The sequence below is a fragment of the Enterobacter cloacae complex sp. 394F7 genome (genome assembly GCF_057320385.1).
Genome location: NZ_JBXWCS010000009.1, coordinates 203,948 through 224,764, shown reverse-complemented (window position 1 = coordinate 224,764; position 20,817 = coordinate 203,948). Strand labels below are relative to the sequence as shown.

General features: G+C 56.8%; 19 protein-coding genes. 13 read left to right on the top strand and 6 right to left on the bottom strand.

Going from position 1 to position 20,817, the window contains the following annotated elements; translation table 11 throughout:
- Positions 1-47: 47 nt before the first annotated feature.
- A complete protein-coding gene (gene ybiB, locus AC2FAK_RS15210) occupies positions 48-1,010 on the bottom strand; it encodes a DNA-binding protein YbiB (protein ID WP_029882476.1) in 963 nt (320 codons plus the stop codon).
- Positions 1,011-1,235: 225 nt separating this feature from the next.
- Here ybiB and AC2FAK_RS15205 point away from each other — a divergent pair, with 225 nt between their 5' ends.
- The 5 genes from AC2FAK_RS15205 to AC2FAK_RS15185 all read left to right on the top strand — a co-directional run bounded on the left by AC2FAK_RS15205 (position 1,236) and on the right by AC2FAK_RS15185 (position 6,590).
- Complete coding sequence (locus AC2FAK_RS15205; protein WP_029882477.1) at positions 1,236-1,769, top strand: fimbrial protein; 534 nt, start codon at positions 1,236-1,238, stop codon at positions 1,767-1,769.
- A 61-nt stretch (positions 1,770-1,830) separates the two neighbouring features.
- Positions 1,831-2,505, top strand: coding sequence for a fimbrial biogenesis chaperone (locus AC2FAK_RS15200; RefSeq protein WP_047024368.1), 675 nt, complete (start codon positions 1,831-1,833; stop codon positions 2,503-2,505).
- Positions 2,506-2,576: 71 nt separating this feature from the next.
- Positions 2,577-5,072, top strand: coding sequence for a fimbria/pilus outer membrane usher protein (locus tag AC2FAK_RS15195; RefSeq protein WP_095454614.1), 2,496 nt, complete (start codon positions 2,577-2,579; stop codon positions 5,070-5,072).
- Positions 5,073-5,089: 17 nt separating this feature from the next.
- The gene (locus AC2FAK_RS15190; RefSeq protein WP_028027902.1) at positions 5,090-6,079 is read left to right on the top strand and encodes a fimbrial protein; all 990 of its coding nucleotides are present in this window, start codon (positions 5,090-5,092) and stop codon (positions 6,077-6,079) included.
- Positions 6,080-6,089: 10 nt separating this feature from the next.
- A complete protein-coding gene (locus AC2FAK_RS15185; protein ID WP_058680897.1) occupies positions 6,090-6,590 on the top strand; it encodes a fimbrial protein in 501 nt (166 codons plus the stop codon).
- Here AC2FAK_RS15185 and dinG read toward each other — a convergent pair.
- A complete protein-coding gene (dinG, locus tag AC2FAK_RS15180; protein WP_058680898.1) occupies positions 6,577-8,754 on the bottom strand; it encodes an ATP-dependent DNA helicase DinG in 2,178 nt (725 codons plus the stop codon). The two genes, AC2FAK_RS15185 and dinG, sit on opposite strands and share 14 nt — an antisense overlap.
- Positions 8,755-8,851: 97 nt before the next feature.
- Positions 8,852-10,204, bottom strand: coding sequence for an ATP-dependent RNA helicase RhlE (gene rhlE / locus AC2FAK_RS15175; RefSeq protein ID WP_038418948.1), 1,353 nt, complete (start codon positions 10,202-10,204; stop codon positions 8,852-8,854).
- A 205-nt stretch (positions 10,205-10,409) separates the two neighbouring features.
- Here rhlE and cecR point away from each other — a divergent pair, with 205 nt between their 5' ends.
- From cecR to AC2FAK_RS15150, 5 genes are read left to right on the top strand one after another with little or no spacing between them, the layout of a single operon-like run.
- Entirely contained in the window at positions 10,410-11,087 is a 678-nt protein-coding gene (gene cecR, locus AC2FAK_RS15170; protein WP_058680899.1) for a transcriptional regulator CecR, read from the top strand.
- Positions 11,084-12,079, top strand: a complete 996-nt coding sequence (gene hlyD, locus AC2FAK_RS15165) for a secretion protein HlyD (protein ID WP_038984989.1) — start codon at positions 11,084-11,086, stop codon at positions 12,077-12,079. The genes cecR and hlyD overlap by 4 nt, the downstream gene beginning before the upstream one ends.
- Complete coding sequence (locus tag AC2FAK_RS15160) at positions 12,072-13,811, top strand: ATP-binding cassette domain-containing protein (protein ID WP_058680900.1); 1,740 nt, start codon at positions 12,072-12,074, stop codon at positions 13,809-13,811. Before hlyD ends, AC2FAK_RS15160 begins: the two co-directional genes overlap by 8 nt.
- Entirely contained in the window at positions 13,801-14,934 is a 1,134-nt protein-coding gene (locus AC2FAK_RS15155; RefSeq protein ID WP_058680901.1) for an ABC transporter permease, read from the top strand. Before AC2FAK_RS15160 ends, AC2FAK_RS15155 begins: the two co-directional genes overlap by 11 nt.
- Positions 14,935-14,943: 9 nt before the next feature.
- Positions 14,944-16,050 carry an ABC transporter permease gene (locus tag AC2FAK_RS15150; protein ID WP_014831156.1) on the top strand — a complete coding sequence of 369 codons (1,107 nt, stop codon included), beginning with the start codon at positions 14,944-14,946 and terminating at the stop codon, positions 16,048-16,050.
- Here AC2FAK_RS15150 and AC2FAK_RS15145 read toward each other — a convergent pair.
- Positions 16,012-16,422, bottom strand: coding sequence for a YbhQ family protein (locus AC2FAK_RS15145; protein ID WP_014831155.1), 411 nt, complete (start codon positions 16,420-16,422; stop codon positions 16,012-16,014). The genes AC2FAK_RS15150 and AC2FAK_RS15145 overlap by 39 nt on opposite strands.
- Before the next feature lie 133 nt (positions 16,423-16,555).
- On the opposite strand from AC2FAK_RS15145, the gene AC2FAK_RS15140 reads away from it, so the two are divergent.
- From AC2FAK_RS15140 to AC2FAK_RS15130, 3 genes are read left to right on the top strand one after another with little or no spacing between them, the layout of a single operon-like run.
- Positions 16,556-17,317 (top strand): endonuclease/exonuclease/phosphatase family protein, encoded by a 762-nt coding sequence (locus AC2FAK_RS15140; RefSeq protein WP_058683717.1) that lies wholly within the window; start codon positions 16,556-16,558, stop codon positions 17,315-17,317.
- Positions 17,314-18,552 (top strand): cardiolipin synthase ClsB, encoded by a 1,239-nt coding sequence (gene clsB, locus AC2FAK_RS15135; protein ID WP_020684983.1) that lies wholly within the window; start codon positions 17,314-17,316, stop codon positions 18,550-18,552. Before AC2FAK_RS15140 ends, clsB begins: the two co-directional genes overlap by 4 nt.
- Positions 18,552-19,514 (top strand): lysylphosphatidylglycerol synthase domain-containing protein, encoded by a 963-nt coding sequence (locus tag AC2FAK_RS15130; protein WP_013097488.1) that lies wholly within the window; start codon positions 18,552-18,554, stop codon positions 19,512-19,514. The genes clsB and AC2FAK_RS15130 overlap by 1 nt, the downstream gene beginning before the upstream one ends.
- Before the next feature lie 83 nt (positions 19,515-19,597).
- Here the strand turns inward: AC2FAK_RS15130 and AC2FAK_RS15125 are convergent, their stop codons facing one another.
- Both AC2FAK_RS15125 and moaE read right to left on the bottom strand, forming a co-directional pair.
- Positions 19,598-20,305: a Bax inhibitor-1/YccA family protein gene (locus tag AC2FAK_RS15125; protein WP_095452891.1), complete on the bottom strand. Its 708-nt coding sequence runs from the start codon at positions 20,303-20,305 to the stop codon at positions 19,598-19,600.
- A gap of 58 nt (positions 20,306-20,363) precedes the next feature.
- Positions 20,364-20,816 carry a molybdopterin synthase catalytic subunit MoaE gene (gene moaE, locus AC2FAK_RS15120; protein WP_058660634.1) on the bottom strand — a complete coding sequence of 151 codons (453 nt, stop codon included), beginning with the start codon at positions 20,814-20,816 and terminating at the stop codon, positions 20,364-20,366.
- Position 20,817 lies beyond the last annotated feature (1 nt).

The following is a 20,817-nucleotide window of genomic DNA, read 5'->3' as shown; positions in this document are numbered from 1 at the left end:
TTGTTACCCTTGCTTGCCCGTCCGCCACTGGACGGGCTTTTTTTTGCCTAAAACGCCTGTTCCACACGGGCTAACCCCGCCTGGACAGACTCCACTTCTCCGGTTGCCAGCAGGCAGCAGGCCATCTGCAGCTTAAGGGCGTGCGGAACAGGGACATTACCGGCTAGACACTGCTCAATCCAGTGCGCAGTCGTGTGCGGATCTTTGGCCTCCGGCAACACCACATCCACATTCTCTTCACCCCGCTCCAGCACGGGTCGCGTGCCGGCGGCATCAATCAGCACCAGCTGCGGGCAGCGCTGCGGATTGGCATAAACTTCCCCTTCGGTGCCATGCATCAGCAGCGCCCTGCCGCCGATATCTTCAAAGAACTTGCCCACCCGCGTGACATACTCCGGGTGCGATACACTGGAGAGGCGCAGGGCATCCGCTTCACCAAACGGCGTCGCCAGTTTCGCCAGGGTGTGCGCACTGTTGCGCACGCCCATGCGCCAGCGCATATCCAGCTGTTTTTCCAGCGGTGGACAGAGCGCCTTAACCGGAATAAAGACCGGCTGATGACCATCCAGCTTTGCCTGTGCCTGTCCGGCGTGCAGGGTCGGCTCGATACCTAACATGCCGAAAATGGTCTCCGTCAGGACGCGAGTCGGATCTTCGCTAACGCCATGGACAACTACCGGGAACCCGAGCTTATGCAGCAGAATAGCCAGCAGTGGCGTCAGATTCGCCTGTTTGCGCGCGCCGTTGTAGGTAGGGATGACAATCGGCATCGGTCTGGCTACCGGTGGCGTTAAGCGCAGCGTTTGCGCCTGCATCGCGTCATAGAAACCGCGCATCTCCGCTTCGCCTTCACCTTTAATGCGTAGCGCAATCAGGATACCGCCCATCTCCAGATCGGGCACGTCGCCGTTAAGCATATGGGTGTACAGCGCACGGGCCGTTTCCTGATCCAGGTCGCGGGCATGGTTTTTCCCCCGCCCTACCTCTTTGATAATTTTACGATAGTCCACGACATCTCTCCTTGCGGCTCTTTGCAGATACTATAGCCCTGATAAATGCCTGGCGGGTAATCATTTTCCTTTCTCTCCCGACACCCTGACAAACGCCCTTCGAGGGTAAAAATGGTCTGAAGATAAATTGAACGAAAAATAGTTCTCAGCGATAGTTCATGCCGAATTAATCAGCCACGTGATGATTAATACCTGAAGTGCCATACTTTCATTCAGAGGATTTAAATGAAAAAAATGATTATTGCGGGGATCGCCGCCGGGATGGCGTGTGCTTCCGTTTCTGTATTTGCGTCCAGTGGTGAAGGTCAAATTAATTTCACAGGTGAGATTATTGATTCTGCATGTACTGTGGTAAACGGTTTAAGCAATCCGCTTAATGTTTCATTAGGTAAGGTGTCTAAATCTGCATTTACCGGAAGTGGTTCGACGACCTCGACAACCCGCTTTAGTATTCAGTTAAAAGATTGTCCTGAAACGGTTACCAGCGCCTCGGTGACATTCGGCGGGACGCCTGACAGTAACAACAAAGATATTCTTGCTGTGACATCAGGAACCGGTTCGGCGTCAGGAGTGGGTGTTCAGTTGCTGGATAAAACGGAAAATCCACTGAGCTTATATACGGCCTCTGCTGCGTATACGCTCACGCCAGGTACCACAACAAACGATCTGCAGTTTGGTGCACGTTATATCCAGACCGGAGGAACGGTGTCTGCCGGACTGGCGAATGCCGCTTCTACCTTCACTATCGTTTACAACTAATAAAACAGATATTAGCTACCCCAGTGGCTAATATCTGTTATTGCTTTATTACGGTGTCACTATGCGAAAATATCTTCTGGCCTCCTCTTTTTTATTTATTGCTTCCGTTGCCCATGCGGGTATTACCATTGGCGGCACGCGCGTGGTCTACCCAGAAAGTAAAAAAGAATCCTCTATTGGGATCACCAACCCGGACAATCTCGATTATCTGGTGCAGTCATGGGTCGAAACGGAAGATAACGCACGTGAGAAAGCGCCGTTCCTGATCACGCCGCCGCTGTTTCGCCTTGATGCGAAGCAAGAGAACGTTCTGCGCATCATCAGAACCGGGGGAAACTTACCTGCCGATCGCGAATCGCTGTTCTGGTTGAATATTAAATCCATCCCCTCTTCTGCGCGTAATGAGAGCGTTAATACGCTGCAGATTGCGATTAAAACCCGCATTAAGCTGCTTTATCGTCCGTCAGGTATTACCGGTAAACCGGAAGATGTTGCCACGCAATTATCCTGGCACACCCGGGGAAACCAGCTGATTGTCGAAAACCCCACGCCGTTTTATATGAATTTCCAGGAAATAACTCTCGACGGTAAAAAGGTCGATAAAGCCACCTATGCCGGCCCAAAAAGTGAAACCCATTTCGCGACACCAGGAAATATTACAGCACACACCGTGACCTGGAAAATCATCAATGATTACGGCGGTATTAGCCAGTCCTATAGCGCACAGATTAAATAACGTCTGGAATAGCGAAAATCATTATGAGCTGGGACTACTCCACCGAACCACCCAAACAACACGGACGCTCAATGCTTATTGCATTGGGCTGCACGCTGTTGGGTGTGTGCGTGCAAAAAGTGCTGGCCGATGATTATTTCAACCCGGCGCTACTGGATATTGATAACCCAGGCCAGGGTAAAACCGACCTCAGTATTTATGAGATTGGTCCAGGTCAGGCTCCCGGTAAATATCACGTTGATGTCTACGTCAACAATAATAAAGTGGCAAGTAAAGAGATTGAGTTCACGCTGAAGAAAGACGCCAGCGGTAAATCAACCCTGCAGCCGTGCCTTAGCGCCGCCCAGCTAAAAAGCTTCGGTATTAATATCGAAAAATTCGGGCAGGACGATAAGGCGCAGTGCATTGACCTGAGCGTGATCCCCTCCGCCAGCGCAACGTTTCATGTTAATCCGCAGCAGCTGCTGTTAAGCATTCCCCAGACCGCAATTACTCAGGTACCGCGTGATTACGTCGACCCGCAGGAGTATGACGAGGGAATTAACGCCCTGCTGCTCAATTACAGCTTCACCGCCGGGAACAACCGCGGCAAAGGTGAAAACGGTAGCGATCAGCGCAGCGAGTTTCTTAACCTGCGTCCGGGTCTTAACCTCGGGGCGTGGCGTTTTCGTAACTACTCCACCTGGAGCAAAACCAGCGGTGACGGTGACGCAGAGAGCCAGTTTTCTTCGGTCTATACCTACGCCCAGCGCGATATTATCGCCCTTGGCGGGAACGTCACATTCGGCCAAAGCTCTTCCCCTTCCGATGTGTTTGACAGCATCTCTTACACCGGGGCGCAGATCGCCTCGGATGACGACATGCTCCCGGACAGCATGAAGGGCTTTGCGCCGGTGATCCGCGGTACGGCGCACAGTAACGCCCAGGTTATCGTTCGCCAGAATGGTTACGTCATTTACCAGAACTATGTCGCTCCCGGCGCGTTCGAGATCAACGATCTCTACCCCACCGGCGGAAGCGGCGATTTGAACGTCACCGTGAAAGAGACGGACGGCAGCGAACAGCATTTTGTGGTGCCTTATGCGTCAGTGCCGGTGTTGCAGCGTGAAGGCCGCTTTAAATACAGCCTCACCGCGGGGCGCTATCGCAGCTATGACAACGACGTCGAAAAAACCCCGTTTATGCAGGGTACGGCAATCTACGGCTTGCCTTACGGCTTTACGGTCTACGGCGGCGTGCAGGCAAGCCAGTATTACGATGCGCTGGCGCTGGGGGTCGGCAAGAATATCGGCGATCTCGGGGCCTTTTCGGTGGATGTCACCGACGCCAAATCAGAGATGCAGGATCAGGATCCCACCCGCGGGCGCTCCTGGCGCATCCGCTACAGCAAAGATTTCGCCACCACCGGTACCCATTTTTCCATTGCTGGCTATCGCTATAACAGCAAGGGGTTCTACACCCTGCAGGACACGCTGGATTCCCATACCCGTAATGACGACTGGGAAACGCCGGACACGCGCCGCAGCCGCGAGGAGGCGACTGTCGACCAGTCCCTGGGCGGGGCGTTTGGTTCCCTGACGTTAAGCCTGGTCAAAGAGAACTACTGGAATTCAAGCCAGGGGATGACCTCACTGAACCTCGGCTACAACAACTCCTGGCACGGGATCAGCTACGGTCTCAGTTACGGACTGGATAAAAACACGCGTGACAGCGGGGATGACAATAATGAGAAAACCAGCGAGCAGACGATTGCATTTAACGTCTCCGTTCCGCTCGATCGCTGGCTCAGCAACACCTGGGTGAACTACAACCTGAACAGCACGAAGCACGAAACAACCCAAAGCGTGGGTCTGAACGGCACGGCGCTGGCCGGTAATAACCTCAGTTGGGGGGTTCAGCAGGGCCATAGTCAGAGCAGTGGGGACAGCACCAGTCTGAATGCCGATTATAAAGGCACCTACGGCGAAGTGAGCGCCGGGTATTCCCAGGATAACCAGCAGCAACAGCTCAATGTCGGTCTTCAGGGCAGTATGATCGCCCATGCGCACGGCATCACCCTCGGTCAGCCGATGGGTGAGACCGCTGCGCTGATCGAAGCGCCGGGCGCAGACGACACCAACGTCACCAATCAGACAGGCATCAACACCGATTATCGCGGCTATGCCATTGTGCCGTACGTTTCGCCATACCGTCACAACACCCTCGCGCTGAACACCGAAACCTTGCCGGAAAATGCCGATATCGACCAGGCCGCAAAAACGGTGACACCAACGCGCGGCGCCATTGTGCGAGCACATTATGAAACGCACGTAGGCAGTCGGGTGTTGATGACACTAAAACACGCGGATGGTCGCCCGATCCCCTTTGGCGCAACGGCATCTCAGGCCCATCAGGACGGTGAATTTATCGTAGGCGACGGCGGGCAGGTGTACCTCACCGGTATGCACGAGACAGGTACGGTTAACGTCAGCTGGGGGAAAACCGCCGACAGCCATTGCACGGCAACTTATCACCTGCCCACCAAAGCCGACGGCCCTGTTCTTAACGTTACGGCGCAGTGTGTATGACCCTTCCCGAGGAAAAAATGAACATGTGTAGATATGTCTTCGCACTGCTGGTTTTACTCACGAGCGCGTGTCTGGTGCCGCATGCCCAGGCGGCAACCTCCTGTGACAGCGCCGATCTGCCTTATACCCTTGATGCGGGCACGCTTTCTGTACCCACAACACTCGATATTGGCGGCGTCATCCCGGGTTCGGCAAAGACCCATACCGTTAACGGCAGCTGTACCGGCACGATGACGAATCACACCCTTATTTCCTGCTATTACGGAACGGGAACGGAAGTGCCTGGCATGCCGGGCGTGTATACCACCAATGTTGACGGCATCGGCATTGAGCTTCTGAACAGCAGCGGGCAGATCGTTCGCGGCAAAGGGTACTCATGCGATACAACCGCCACGCCCATCGGGACGGTCAGCAGCGACAGCGGACAAACATTTTCTTTCAGCTACACCCAGCGGTTAATCAAAACGGCATCACATATCGGTAGCGGTACCCTTTCGCTCGCGCAGGATCCCTATGGATTCGGGGTTTTTAACTCTGTGGGGATTTCTGGTGCACGTAATACCAGCCACTATTCCGCCACGGTCAGCGAAAGAACGGCGACCTGTTCTATTGATCCGCTAAATCTGACGGTGACCCTCGGCAATTTCCCGGTGTCGCAATTTACCCACGTGGGCAGCTATACGGCCTGGAAGTATTTCAACATCACCGCCACCTGTACCGAAGAGGTCAATCTTACGGCCTCGGTAACCAGCGCAAATGGCATCAACAGCCAGTATGCAGATGTCCTGAACCTGACGCCCGGCAGCGACAGCGCCACGGGCGTGGGGGTGAGAATGCTGCTTGACGGTGTCGATCTTAAATACGACTACCCAATCCCGGTGGGTGGAAGAGCCGAACCAGGCGTTCCGGATGTGATCCCCTTCGCGGTGCAGTATTACCAGACAGATGCCAGCGTCACGGCGGGGAAAGCCAATACAATTGCCACCATCGATCTTGAATACCAGTAACGGAGCGAAGATGAAAACGTTATCCCTGTTGCTCGCTCTGACGAGCCTCTCTGCGAGCGCGACCGACGTCACGCTCAATATCGAAGGGAATATTTACGACACCACCTGCCAGGTAGACAGCGCCAGCCAGAACATGGTGGTGGATCTGGGACAGGCCGTCGCCAGTGATTTTAAGGATATCGGCGACACCGGCCCGTGGAAAAACTTCGATTTAAAGCTCACCAATTGTCCGCCCACGCTGACGGTTGCCACCATCAGCGTTGACGGCCCCCGCGATACGGAACACCCCTTTAAATTCGCCAATAGTGGCACCGCCAAAGGGGTGGCATTAGAGCTGGCCGACCGTCTGGATTACATCGTGCTTGCCCCCGAAGCCCGCTTTAGCGTGGTGATTGACGCCGGTACCCACACCGCCGATTTTCCCATGGCGGCACGCTATTACGCTACCGCCCTGCCTGTGACGGCGGGTACCTTCAACAGCGTTGTTCAGGCCACCTTTACTTACCAGTAGGACCGCGCCCCTTAGCACGGATGCTTTTCCGACGCCCGGCAGTCTGTTTTGCCGGGCGTTTTTTTATTTCAGGCACCTCCGGCTGTTCTATCGGGAACACCGGCAGGGCATTCAGCAGGCGCTGACCATAGTTTTTGGTGAGCAGACGCTTGTCATAGATCACCACTTCGCCCCAGCAGCCGTGGCTACGAATCAGACGACCCACCTGCTGAATCAGGTTAAACGACGCCGCCGGAAGACTTTGTACCTCAAACGGATAGCGGTTGAGGCTTTTCAGCCATTCTCCTTCGGTGATCACCACCGGGCTGTCGATGGGCGGGAAGGCGATTTTGTGAATATGCACCTGGGTCAGATAGTCGCCCTTCAGATCCAGACCTTCCGCAAAAGACTGTAACCCCACCAGCACGCTGCGCTCGCCGTTATCGATGCGCTGGCGGTGGAGCTCTACCAGCCGATAGCGCGGCTGATCGCCCTGCACCAGCAGCAGTAAACGCAGATCGGTAACATGTTCCAGAAAGCGCTGCATGGCGCGTCCGCTGGCAAACAGCACCAGCATGCCGGGGTATTTTTTACTCTCCAGCTGTTCGCGGAAATAGGCGGCCATTTCGGCAATATGCTGCTCTTCGTTATCGATAAGCGGCTCATAGCGCATGCGCGGGATCACCAGCTTGCCCTGCTCGCAGTGGTTAAACGGCGAGTCCAGCGCCACGAAACGGTCCCCCGCTTTTTCTTTCAGGCCGCTCATCTCCTGCAGCCGCGAGAAGCTGTTCAGGGAACGCAAGGTTGCTGACGTTACCACCACGTGCGGCACGCTACGCCAGATCAGCTTTTCCAGCTGATCGGCCACGCGGATGCCCACGCAGTGGAAAAAGAGGTGTACCTGCCCGTCTCTCACTTCGCGGGTGGCCCATTTGGTGACCGGCGCGCCGGACGCCTGCGCCATTGAGGCCAGCCGCCAGAGTTTGCTTTGCGCTTCAAACATGCCCAGCGCACGGTTCATTTGCAGCAGAATACGGTGCAAACGCACCACGTCATGGGTGCCGGTCTTTTCACTGAGATCGTTTAAGAACATCTCTGCCAGGCCGCGCAGCTTTTCCAGATGCTTCGCCAGCTGCTGGCAAATCTCCATCACCTCGTCCGGCAACTCCCCCATGGCAAAACGGTGCTCTGCCTCCTGAGTCGCCGGGAGATACAGATTCAGAATGTTGTTCAGGGATGCGATAAGGCCGTAGACCTCTTCACAGTGTTCACTCAGACGCTCGGGCACCGCCAGCGGCGGCGTGGTTTTAGGACGGAACTGCTCCATGCAGGTGGCCACCAGCTTGCAGAACAGATCGAGCTGCAGGCGGAACCACGGGGCCGTGATTTCAGCACTCATCTCCAGCGCATCCCGGGCTACGTCAGGCAAATGGTGGCCTTCATCAAGCACCAGCAGCAGGTTTTTCGGCTCCGGCAGCACCGCCTCGCTCTCCAGCGCCGCCATCACCAGCGCATGATTGGCGACCACCACTTCCGCTTCCTGGACCTCCCGCCGGGCGACAAAAAACGGGCACTCGCGGTAGTAGTGACAGTTACGGTTGAGGCAACTGGCTTTATCGGTGCTGAGCCTGCGCCATAAGTCATCGCCAATGGCCTGGCTGGTGTGATCGCGCAAACCGTCCCACCTGTAGCTGTCGAGATCGGCTTTCAGCTTCGCGCACTGTTCCTGCTCCGCCTTGTTGTTTGGCGTCAGTTCGTCATCAAGAAACGCCAGCAGATCCTGCTGGGTGGGCTCACTGCTGGCGAGCGCCGCCAGGTTACGCGGGCAGACATAACGTCCGCGGCCAAAGGCGGCGGTAAAACGCAGCTCGGGGATAATTTTGCGCAGCAGCGGCAGGTCTTTGCTGAAGATCTGATCCTGTAGCGCCACGTTAGCGGTGCTGACCACCAGCGTCTTTTGTTCTTCCCGCGCAATAGCGATGCCCGGGATTAAATAAGAGAGGGTTTTACCGACCCCGGTTGGCGCTTCAATGGCCAGATGTCGCCCGTCGTCACCGGCGAGCGTTTTTGCCACATCGGCAATCATCTGCCGCTGTGGTGCCCGGGGGATAAAGTCGGGGATCTGCTGCTGGAGTGCCTTATACCAGGCACCAATCTGCGCTTTCAGCGCCGCGGTTAAAGCCATCGGAAAACCTGAAATACTGTATAAACAGCCACTATTGTGGCACTTTATTTTCGTCGCCGCAAAAAGAAAAGCCCGGCTTTACGGCCGGGCTTCCAGATTACTGTGGGTTAGCCGGTTTACGCGGACGGCGACGGCGCTGCCCTTCTCCTGCCGGTTTCCCTTCGCCGTCGCGGCGAGGCGGTTTATTGCCCGACTTCGGCGCGCCGCCTTCGGCACGGCGTGGCTGCTGCTGACCACGGCCGCCGCCCTGACCGCGTCCACCGCCGCCACGCTGCTGGCGACCATTCTGAATTGGCTCCGCTTTAATGGACGGATCCACTTCGTATCCCGGCGTTTCAATACGCGGGATCTCTTTCTTCAGCAGACGTTCGATATCGCGCAGCAGTTTGTGTTCATCCACGCAGACCAGCGAGAGCGCTTCGCCAGTGGCCGCCGCACGACCGGTACGGCCGATACGGTGAACATAGTCTTCCGGCACGTTTGGCAGCTCGTAGTTCACCACGTGCGGCAGCTCTTCAATGTCCAGACCACGGGCAGCGATGTCGGTGGCCACCAGCACGCGGATATCACCGGATTTAAAGTCCGCCAGCGCACGGGTACGCGCCCCCTGGCTCTTGTTACCGTGGATAGCCGCACTGCGAATACCGTCTTTGTTCAGCTGTTCCGCCAGGTGGTTTGCACCGTGCTTGGTACGGGTAAAGACCAGCACCTGCTGCCAGTTACCCTGACCAATCATCTGGGAGAGCAGTTCCCGCTTACGCTTTTTATCAACGAAGTGCACGTGCTGGGTCACCTGCTCAGAGGCGGTGTTGCGACGCGCCACTTCAACTTCAAGCGGGTTATGCAGCAACTTTTCAGCCAGCGCTTTGATCTCGTCGGAGAAGGTCGCGGAGAACAGCAGGTTCTGACGGCGCGGCGGGAGCTTAGCCAGCACGCGGCGAATATCGTGGATAAAGCCCATGTCGAGCATGCGGTCGGCTTCGTCCAGCACCAGAATTTCGACGTTATCTAGCTTCACGGCGTTCTGATGTTCCAGATCCAGCAGACGGCCCGGCGTTGCCACCAGCACGTCCACGCCGCCGCGCAGTTTCATCATCTGTGGGTTAATGCTCACACCGCCGAAAACCACCAGCGAACGAATGTTGAGATAGCGGCTGTAATCACGCACGTTCTCGCCAATCTGCGCCGCCAGCTCGCGGGTTGGGGTGAGGATCAGCGCACGAACCGGGCGACGCCCCTTCGCGTGCGGCTGATTTTTTACCAGCAGCTCTAACAGTGGCAGGGTGAAGCCTGCAGTTTTACCGGTCCCGGTCTGGGCACTGGCCATCAGGTCACGGCCCTGCAGAACGGCAGGGATCGCCTGCTGCTGGATTGGGGTTGGCTCAACGTAGCCCTGCTCTGCGATCGCGCGCAGAATTTCCGGGTTCAGGCCAAGGGAATCAAAAGACATAAAAACTCCGAACCGCCCCGACCATCACAGGTGTAGTTTTCAGGGAGATATAACAATTAGGAGGACAAAAACCACAATGTCGCGAAGGGGCGGAGTGTAGCAGCTTTTGTGACGTGGCGCATAAAATATCCCTCCACCTTCCCTCGACGATTTCGCTAATCAGGCATAATCTTAATCAATCGATTGATTAATTTTTAATGCCGCTATGAATACAACCCCGACAACTTCTAAAGGCGAACAGGCTAAAAGCCAGCTTATTGCTGCCGCGCTGGCGCAGTTTGGTGAGTATGGCTTGCACGCCACCACCCGGGATATCGCGGCGCAGGCCGGGCAAAACATTGCGGCTATCCCCTACTATTTTGGCTCAAAAGAGGATTTATACCTCGCCTGTGCCCAGTGGATCGCCGATTTTATTGGCACGCAGTTTCACCCGCACGTGGAGGAAGCCACCGCGCTGCTCAGCCAGCCGTCGCCCAATCGTAACGCTATCCGCCAGCTGATCCTCAACGCCTGCCACAACATGATCCGCCTGCTGACGCACGACGACACGCTGAACCTGAGTCGATTTATCTCCCGTGAACAGCTCTTCCCCACTGCCGCCTACCAGCTGGTGCATGACCAGGTGATTGCCCCGATGCACACGCACCTGACCCGGCTGATTGCGGCCTATACCGGGCAAGACGCCAACGATACCGCTACGATTTTGCATACCCACGCCCTGCTGGGTGAGATTCTGGCCTTCCGTCTGGGGCGAGAAACGATTCTGTTACGCACCGGCTGGACACAATTTGATGAGGATAAAGCCGCGCAGATTAGCCAGGTTATCACCTGTCATCTGGATCTGATCCTGCAAGGCTTAACGCAAAGGAGCCTGAAGTCATGAAAAAACCTGTCGCCATCATTCTGGTGGTTGTTGTTTTGCTTGCCGCAGGCGTCGGTGGCTGGCTGTGGTATAAAAGCCATCAGGATCGCGGCCTGACGCTGTACGGTAACGTTGATATTCGCACCGTGAACATGAGCTTCCGCGTCGGGGGGCGGCTGGCGTCGCTTAACGTGGATGAGGGCGACACCATCAAAACCGGGCAGACGCTGGGGATGCTTGATAAAGCGCCCTACGAGAACGCGTTAATGCAGGCAAAAGCCGGGGTTTCCGTCGCCCAGGCGCAATATGATCTGATGCTGGCCGGTTATCGTGACGAAGAGATTGCCCAGGCTGCTGCCGCAGTCAAACAGGCGCAGGCAGCCTATGACTATGCGCAGAATTTCTATGCCCGCCAGCAGGGGCTGTGGAAAAGCCGCACTATTTCGGCCAACGATCTGGAAAACGCCCGTTCATCACGCGATCAGGCTCAGGCAACGCTGAAATCCGCACAGGACAAACTGAGTCAGTACCACACCGGTAACCGCCCGCAGGATATCGCCCAGGCCAAAGCCAGCCTTGAACAGGCGCAGGCCCAGCTGGCCCAGGCGGAACTCGATCTGCATGACACCACGCTGGTGGCACCGTCTGACGGCACGCTGATGACCCGCGCCGTGGAGCCCGGCAGCATGCTCAACGCCGGAAGCACCGTTTTAACCCTGTCGCTCACCCGTCCGGTATGGGTGCGCGCCTACATTGATGAACCAAACCTCGGCCAGATGCAGCCGGGTCGCGAACTGTTGCTCTATACCGACGGTCGTCCCGATAAGCCATATCACGGCAAAGTGGGCTTTGTTTCGCCCACCGCTGAGTTCACGCCAAAAACGGTGGAAACGCCGGATCTGCGTACCGACCTGGTGTATCGCCTGCGCATCATCGTCACCGATGCGGACGACGCGTTGCGCCAGGGCATGCCAGTCACCGTAAAAGTGAACAGCGGGGAACGACATGAATGACGCGGTTATCCGGCTCGACAATCTGGTCAAACGCTTCGCGGGCATGGAAAAACCGGCCGTCGCGCCGCTGAACTGTACCATCCAGAAAGGCTATGTAACCGGGCTGGTTGGCCCGGACGGCGCAGGCAAAACCACGTTGATGCGGATGCTGGCAGGCCTGCTTAAGCCCGATGAAGGGGCGGCCAGCGTGCTCGGGCTCGATCCGATTAAAGATGACGGTGCACTCCACGCCATGCTCGGCTATATGCCGCAGAAGTTTGGTCTCTATGAAGACCTGACGGTGATGGAGAACCTTAATCTGTACGCCGATCTGCGCAGCGTGACCGGTGAAACCCGCCAGCAGACTTTCGCCCGTCTGCTGTCCTTCACCTCCCTCGGTCCCTTCACCGATCGTCTGGCGGGTAAGCTCTCCGGCGGGATGAAGCAAAAGCTGGGGCTGGCCTGTACGCTGGTCGGCGAGCCGAAAGTGCTGCTGCTGGATGAGCCCGGCGTGGGCGTGGACCCCATTTCACGCCGCGAATTGTGGCAGATGGTGCACGAGCTGGCCGGTGACGGAATGCTGATCCTCTGGAGCACCTCCTATCTGGATGAAGCCGAGCAGTGTCGCGATGTGCTGCTGATGAACGAAGGCGAGCTGCTTTATCAGGGAGAACCGACGAAGCTGACCCAAAGCATGGCCGGACGCAGTTTCCTGATGCACAGCCCGCAGGAGTCGAACCGCAAACTGCTGCAACGGGTGCTGAAGCTGCCCCAGGTCAGCGACGGGATGATTCAGGGCCGTTCGGTGCGCGTGATCCTGACCAAAGAGGCGACCGAAGCGGATATTCGTCACGCGCCGGGCATGCCTGACATTGAGATGGAAGAGACGGCTCCCCGCTTTGAGGACGCGTTTATCGATCTGCTGGGCGGAGCGGGTACTTCGGAATCGCCGCTCGGGGCGATCCTGCACACGGTGGAAGGTACGCCGGGTGAGACGGTGATCGAAGCCAAATCCCTGACCAAAAAATTCGGTGATTTCGCCGCCACCGATAACGTCAATTTCGCGGTGAAGCGCGGTGAAATTTTTGGCCTGCTCGGGCCAAACGGCGCGGGGAAATCCACCACCTTTAAGATGATGTGTGGCCTGCTGGTGCCTACGTCCGGCAAAGCGCTGGTACTGGATATGGATTTGAAAGTCAGCTCCGGCAAGGCGCGTCAGCATCTGGGGTATATGGCGCAGAAGTTCTCGCTGTACGGCAATCTGACGGTCGAGCAGAACCTGCGCTTTTTCTCCGGCGTTTACGGCCTGCGAGGGCGCGCCCAGGACGAGAAAATCCACCGCATGAGCGAGGCGTTTGGCCTGACAGCTATCGCTTCCCACGCCACGGATGAGCTGCCCCTTGGCTTCAAACAGCGGCTGGCGCTGGCCTGTTCGCTGATGCACGAGCCCGATATTCTGTTTCTGGATGAACCCACGTCAGGTGTTGATCCCCTTACCCGCCGCGAGTTCTGGCTGCACATCAACAGCATGGTGGAGAAAGGGGTAACGGTGATGGTAACCACCCACTTTATGGACGAGGCGGAGTATTGCGACCGCATCGGGCTGGTCTATCGCGGCAAGCTGATTGCCCACGGCACGCCGGATGACCTGAAAGCCCAGGCCGCAGACAACGAGGTACCGGACCCGACCATGGAGCAGGCCTTTATCACCCTCATCCACGACTGGGATAAGGAGAATGCCGATGCGCAATAAGGCGATTTCCTGGCGCCGGGTGCGCGCGCTGTGCATCAAAGAGACGCGTCAGATCGTGCGTGACCCCAGCAGCTGGCTGATTGCGGTGGTTATCCCGCTTCTGCTGCTGTTTATCTTCGGCTACGGGATCAACCTCGACTCCAGCAAACTGCGGGTTGGCATTTTACTGGAGCAGCAGAGCGAAGAGGCTCTGGACTTCACCCACGCCATGACCGGCTCGCCCTACATTGACGCCACCATCAGCGACAACCGGCAGGAGTTGATTCAGAAGATGCAGGCCGGGAAGATCCGCGGTCTGGTGGTGATCCCGGTCGATTTCGCCGCCAACATGGCGCGGGCAGATACCGCTGCACCGATCCAGGTGATCACTGACGGCAGCGAGCCGAATACCGCCAACTTTGTCCAGGGCTACGTGGAGGGGATCTGGCAGCTCTGGCAGATGCAGCGCGCCGAAGACCGGGGCGAAACGTTCGACCCGCTGATCGACGTACAGATGCGCTACTGGTTTAACCCTGCCGCCATCAGCCAGCATTTTATTATCCCGGGTGCGGTCACCATCATTATGACGGTGATTGGCGCAATCCTGACCTCGCTGGTGATTGCCCGCGAGTGGGAGCGCGGCACCATGGAGGCGCTGCTTTCAACCGAAGTGACGCGCCTTGAGCTGCTGCTCTGTAAGCTTATCCCCTACTACTTCCTCGGCATGCTGGCGATGCTGCTCTGTATGCTGGTCTCGGTGTTTATCCTCGGGGTGCCGTACCGCGGCTCACTGGTGCTGCTCTTTTTCATTACCAGCCTGTTCCTGCTGAGCACGTTGGGCATGGGGCTGCTCATCTCCACCGTCACCCGCAACCAGTTTAACGCCGCGCAGGTGGCGCTGAACGCCGCCTTTTTACCGTCGATTATGCTGTCCGGGTTTATCTTCCAGATAGACAGCATGCCCGCGGTGATCCGTGCCGTGACCTACATAATTCCGGCGCGCTATTTCGTCAGCACGCTGCAAAGCCTGTTCCTGGCGGGGAATATTCCGGTAGTGCTGATTATCAATACCCTGTTTTTGCTGGCGTCGGCGGCGATGTTTATTGGGCTGACGTGGATGAAAACCAAACGGCGTCTGGATTAAGGAGCGAACATGTTTCACCGTTTATGGACGTTAATACGCAAAGAGCTGCAATCGCTGCTGCGCGAGCCGCAAACCCGCGCCATTCTGGTGTTGCCGGTGCTCATCCAGGTGTTTCTGTTCCCTTTTGCCGCCACGCTTGAGGTGACCAACGCCACCATCGCGATTTACAACGAAGACAACGGTAAACATTCCGTCGAGCTGACCCAGCGCTTTGCCCGGGCGAAGGCTTTTACCCATATCCTGCTGCTGAAAAGCCCACAGGCGATCCAGCCCACCATCGATACCCAGAAAGCGCTGCTGCTGGTGCGTTTTCCGGCTGATTTTTCCCGTAATCTGGACACCTTCCAGCCCGCGCCCATGCAGTTGATCCTCGACGGGCGTAACTCCAACAGCGCGCAGATTGCCGCGAATTATCTGCAACAGGTGGTGAAGGATTATCAGCAGGAGTTGATGGAGGGGAAACCGAAGCCCAACAACAGCGAGCTGGTGGTACGTAACTGGTACAACCCAAACCTCGACTACAAATGGTTTGTGGTGCCGTCGCTGATCGCCATGATCACCACCATTGGGGTGATGATCGTCACCTCCCTGTCCGTCGCCCGCGAACGCGAGCAAGGTACGCTCGATCAGCTGCTGGTCTCCCCGCTGGCGACCTGGCAAATCTTCGTCGGTAAAGCAGTTCCCGCCCTGATTGTTGCCACGTTCCAGGCCACCATCGTGCTGGGTGTGGGGATCTGGGCCTACCAGATCCCGTTCGCCGGGTCGCTGGCGCTGTTCTACTTCACGATGGTGATCTACGGGCTGTCGCTGGTCGGGTTTGGCCTGCTGATTTCCGCGCTCTGCTCCACGCAGCAGCAGGCGTTTATTGGCGTGTTTGTCTTTATGATGCCGGCCATCCTGCTCTCCGGGTATGTTTCGCCGGTTGAGAATATGCCGGTGTGGTTACAGGATCTGACGTGGATAAACCCGATTCGTCACTTTACGGATATCACCAAGCAAATTTATCTGAAGGATGCGAGTCTGGATATTATCTGGGGAAGTTTGTGGCCGCTACTGGTCATAGCGGCCACGACGGGTTCAGTGGCGTACGCGATGTTTAGACGCAACATTGCGTAGCTTTTTCTCTTTGGCCAGCAAAGAGACCACCGCAGGCCCTGCAAGAATGGCCAGACCGGCCAGCGCCAGCAGCAGGTTGTTTTGCAGCACACGGGACAGCAGCCACAGCACAATCATTGCGGCACCAAAGTACCAGGTGGTGGTGAGCTCTTCGAGCACATCACCCACCTCGCGCCAGCGCGCTTCATGATGGCGCTGCAGGAACAACATCGACAGCACGGTGACGCCATAGAGGACGCATAGTCCTAGGCCAACACGCACCAGCGTGCCGCTCATCCAGCCCATCACCAGTACGGCCACGACCAGTAAATGCAACATTATCTGCCAGCAACTTAGACCCGTTGCGACACGAACACGTTGTTGCCACTTCATGGCTTCTCTCCTGAAGGATTTTTCTCTGCTTAATCAGACTACCGCACTTTACGGAAAATTCCGTAACACCGCATCTTTTTGTGACGACGACTACACTTTATTTTCATTGGGATAGTCACTCAGGAAGGAGCTTATGACCAAAAAAATGCAGCATTTCTCGCTTAAAGTGCTGACGATAAACATTCATAAAGGCTTCACAGCATTTAATCGCCGCTTCATTTTACCGGAGCTGCGCGACGCGGTTCGCACCGTCAGCGCGGACATTGTCTGCCTGCAGGAAGTGATGGGCGCGCACGAGGTCCATCCGATGCACTTCGAAAACTGGCCCGACACGCCCCACTACGAATTTCTGGCCGACACCATGTGGAGTGATTACGCTTACGGCCGCAATGCGGTCTATCCTGAAGGGCATCACGGAAATGCGGTGCTGTCGCGTTATCCCATTGAACATTACGAGAACCGGGACGTCTCCGTCGGCGAAAGCGAAAAGCGTGGGCTGCTGTATTGCCGTATCACCCCGCCGGATCTCGATTTTCCGGTGCACGTTGGCTGTGTGCATCTCGGTCTGCGGGAAGCGCATCGCCAGGCACAGCTGCAGATGCTGGCCGAGTGGACTAATGCCCTGCCCGAAGGAGAGCCAGTGGTCATTGCCGGAGATTTTAACGACTGGCGGCAGCGGGCTAACCACCCTCTGAAGGTGGAGGCCGGGCTGGAGGAGATTTTCACCCGCGCGCACGGCAGACCTGCGCGCACGTTTCCGGTGCGCTTCCCGTTGCTGAGGCTTGACCGCATTTATGTGAAAAACGCCCATGCCAGCAGCCCGACCGCGCTGGCGTTGCTTAACTGGCGCCACCTTTCCGACCATGCCCCGCTGAGCGCGGAGATCCACTTATGAAATGTACCTGGCAGGAAGGCAACCGGATCACGCTGCTGGTCAACGGGGACGAATATTACCCCGCCGTTTTTGATGCGATAGACCACGCGCAGCATAAAGTGATCCTCGAGACCTTTATCTGGTTTGAAGATGATGTGGGCAAACAGTTGCACAGCGTGCTGCTGCGCGCCGCCCAGCGCGGCGTCAAAATTGAAGCGCTGCTGGATGGCTATGGCTCGCCCGATCTTAGCGATGCGTTCGTGAATGAGCTCACTGCTGCAGGCGTTGTGTTCCGCTACTACGATCCCGGCCCTCGCCTGTTCGGCATGCGTACCAATCTCTTTCGCCGGATGCACCGCAAAATCGTCGTCGTTGATGAGACGGTGGCGTTTGTCGGTGGCATTAACTACTCCGCCGAGCATATGTCTGACTACGGCCCGGAGGCCAAGCAGGATTACGCCATCCGCATCGAAGGGCCTGTGGTTCAGGACATTTTGCTGTTTGAACTGGAAAACTTACCCGGCAAAGAGGCCGCCCGACGCTGGTGGAAGCGCCGTCATCGCCCGGAAGAGAACCGGAAGCCCGGCGAAGCGCAGGCGCTGTTCGTCTGGCGGGATAATGGCGAGCACCGGGACGATATTGAGCGCCACTACCTGAAAATGCTGGCGAATGCCAAACGCGAAGTGATCATCGCCAACGCCTACTTCTTCCCGGGCTACCGGCTGCTGCACGCCATGCGCAGTGCTGCCCGACGCGGCGTCCGCGTGAAGCTGATTGTGCAGGGCGAGCCGGATATGCCCATCGTCAAAGTCGGCGCGCGGCTGCTCTATAACTACCTGCTCAAAGGCGGAGTGCAAATCTACGAATACCGTCGCCGACCGCTGCACGGCAAAGTCGCGCTGATGGACGATCACTGGGCGACCGTCGGCTCCAGTAACCTCGATCCGCTGAGCCTGTCGCTTAACCTGGAAGCGAACCTGATCATTCACGATCGTCAGTTTAACCAGACCCTGCGGGATAACCTGCAGGGGCTGATCGTCAACGACTGCGTGCGCGTGGACGAGTCCATGGTGCCAAAACGCACCTGGTGGAATCTGGGGATCAGCGTAGTGGTGTTCCACTTCCTGCGCCATTTCCCGGCGATGGTGGGCTGGCTGCCGGCGCATACCCCAAAACTTGCGCTGGTGGATCCGCCTGTTCAACCCGAGATGGAAACGCAGGACCGCATTGAGGCGGAAGATGGAGGGAAAACCTGATGTCTAAATCGCATCCACGCTGGCGAATGGCGAAAAAGATCCTGACCTGGCTGTTTTTTATTGCCGTTGCGGTGCTGCTGGTGGTTTACGCGCAAAAGGTGGACTGGGAAGAGGTGTGGAAAGTCATCCGCAACTACAACCGGATGGTGCTGCTGGGAGCGGTTGGGCTGGTGATTGTGAGCTATCTGATGTACGGCTGCTATGACCTGCTGGGCCGCGCCTACTGCGGCCACAAGCTGGCAAAACGCCAGGTCATGCTGGTGTCGTTTATCTGCTACGCCTTTAACCTGACGCTCAGCACCTGGGTCGGGGGGATTGGCATGCGCTATCGCCTGTACTCGCGCCTGGGACTGCCCGGTGGGACCATCACGCGTATATTTTCGCTGAGCATTACCACCAACTGGCTGGGTTATATTCTGCTGGGTGGGGTGATCTTTACCATCGGCGTGGTGCAGTTGCCCGCACACTGGTATATCGATGAAGCCACGCTGCGGATTTTAGGTTTCGCGCTCCTGCTCATTATCGCCCTGTATCTCTGGGCCTGCGCCTTTGCCAGACGCCGCCATATGACCATCAAAGGGCAAAAGCTGGTGTTACCTTCATGGAAATTTGCCGTGCTGCAGATGGCGGTTTCCAGCGCCAACTGGATGGCGATGGGGGCAATTATCTGGCTGCTCATTGGCGAAGATGTGAATTATTTCTTCGTGCTGGGGGTGCTGCTGGTGAGCAGTATTGCCGGGGTGATCGTACATATTCCGGCCGGGATTGGGGTGCTGGAAGCGGTATTTATCGCCCTGCTTGCCGGAGAACATGTTTCTCATGGAACGATTATCGCCGCCCTGCTCGCCTACCGCATGCTCTATTACTTCCTGCCGCTGGCGCTGGCCACGGTCTGTTATCTGGTGCTTGAGAGCCGGGCGAAGAAGCTGAGAGCGAAGAACGAGAAGGCGATGGCAAAATAGGCGCAGCGGTCTGATGCCCTCACCCCGGCCCTCTCCCACAGGGAGAGGGAGAAAAACCGCACCGTTAGGGTGAGGGGCAGTATTTAACGACGGTTGCCGAAAATACGCAGCAGCATCAGGAACAGGTTGATGAAGTCCAGATACAGCGTCAGGGCACCCAGAATTGAGTATTTCCGCAGGTTGGAACTGTCACGCACGTCAATCTGCTCGCCGATGTTTTTCAGCTTCTGGGTGTCGTAGGCGGTTAAGCCAACGAAAATCACCACCCCGATATAGGTCACCGCCCACATCAGCGCGTCGCTCTTCAGCCACAGGTTTACCAGCGACGCCAGCACAATCCCGATCAGCCCCATGAACAGCATGTTGCCAAGACCGCTGAGGTCACGTTTGGTGGTGTAACCGTACAGGCTCATCACACCAAACATCCCGCCGGTGACCACAAAGGTGCTGGCAATAGAAGAGTAGGTATAGACGATGAAAATGCTGGAAAGCGTCAGCCCCGTCAGTGCCGAATAGAGCATAAACAGGGTGGTCGCCATCCCGGCACTCAGCTTCTGTACCAGACCGGAGAGCACAAACACCAGTGCCAGTTGCGCAATGATTAACCCGAAGAAAACAATTCTGTTAGAGATAATAAACATCATTACCTCAGGGGTATTCGCTGCAAACATCGCAATAAACGCTGTGAGCAGTAATCCCACCGTCATCCAGCCATAAACCTGAGCCATATACGTCTGCAGGCCACTACGGGTCTGCTGTACTATCGAATCGGAACGCGGAAATCGGTCCATGATTCACTCCTGATTAAGTAGACACACACGTTAAGACTAACACATCCACATAAACCTGTTACCAACGGCTGGCGGCCTGTTTGTCGCTGTCGCGCGATTCAACCCAGCGCTCTCCCTCCGGCGTCGCTTCACGTTTCCAGAACGGGGCTTTGGTTTTCAGGTAATCCATGATGAACTCCCCGGCGGCAAACGCGCTGCCGCGATGGGCGCTGGTCACCCCCACGAAAACGATCTCCTCGCCCGGCCACATCTCACCGATGCGGTGGATAACGGTCACACGCCCGAGCGGCCAGCGGTCTCGCGCCTCTTCGACGATCGCAGCCAGAGATTTTTCGGTCATGCCCGGATAGTGTTCCAGCGTCAGCGCTTTTACGCTGTCGCCAAGGTTGTGGTTACGCACTTTACCGGTGAAGGTCACAACAGCACCGTCTTCATCGCGCTCTGCCAGCCAGTGATATTCCGTACCGACGTTAAAGCGCTCAGGGCTAACCAGAATTCGCGTATCAGCCATC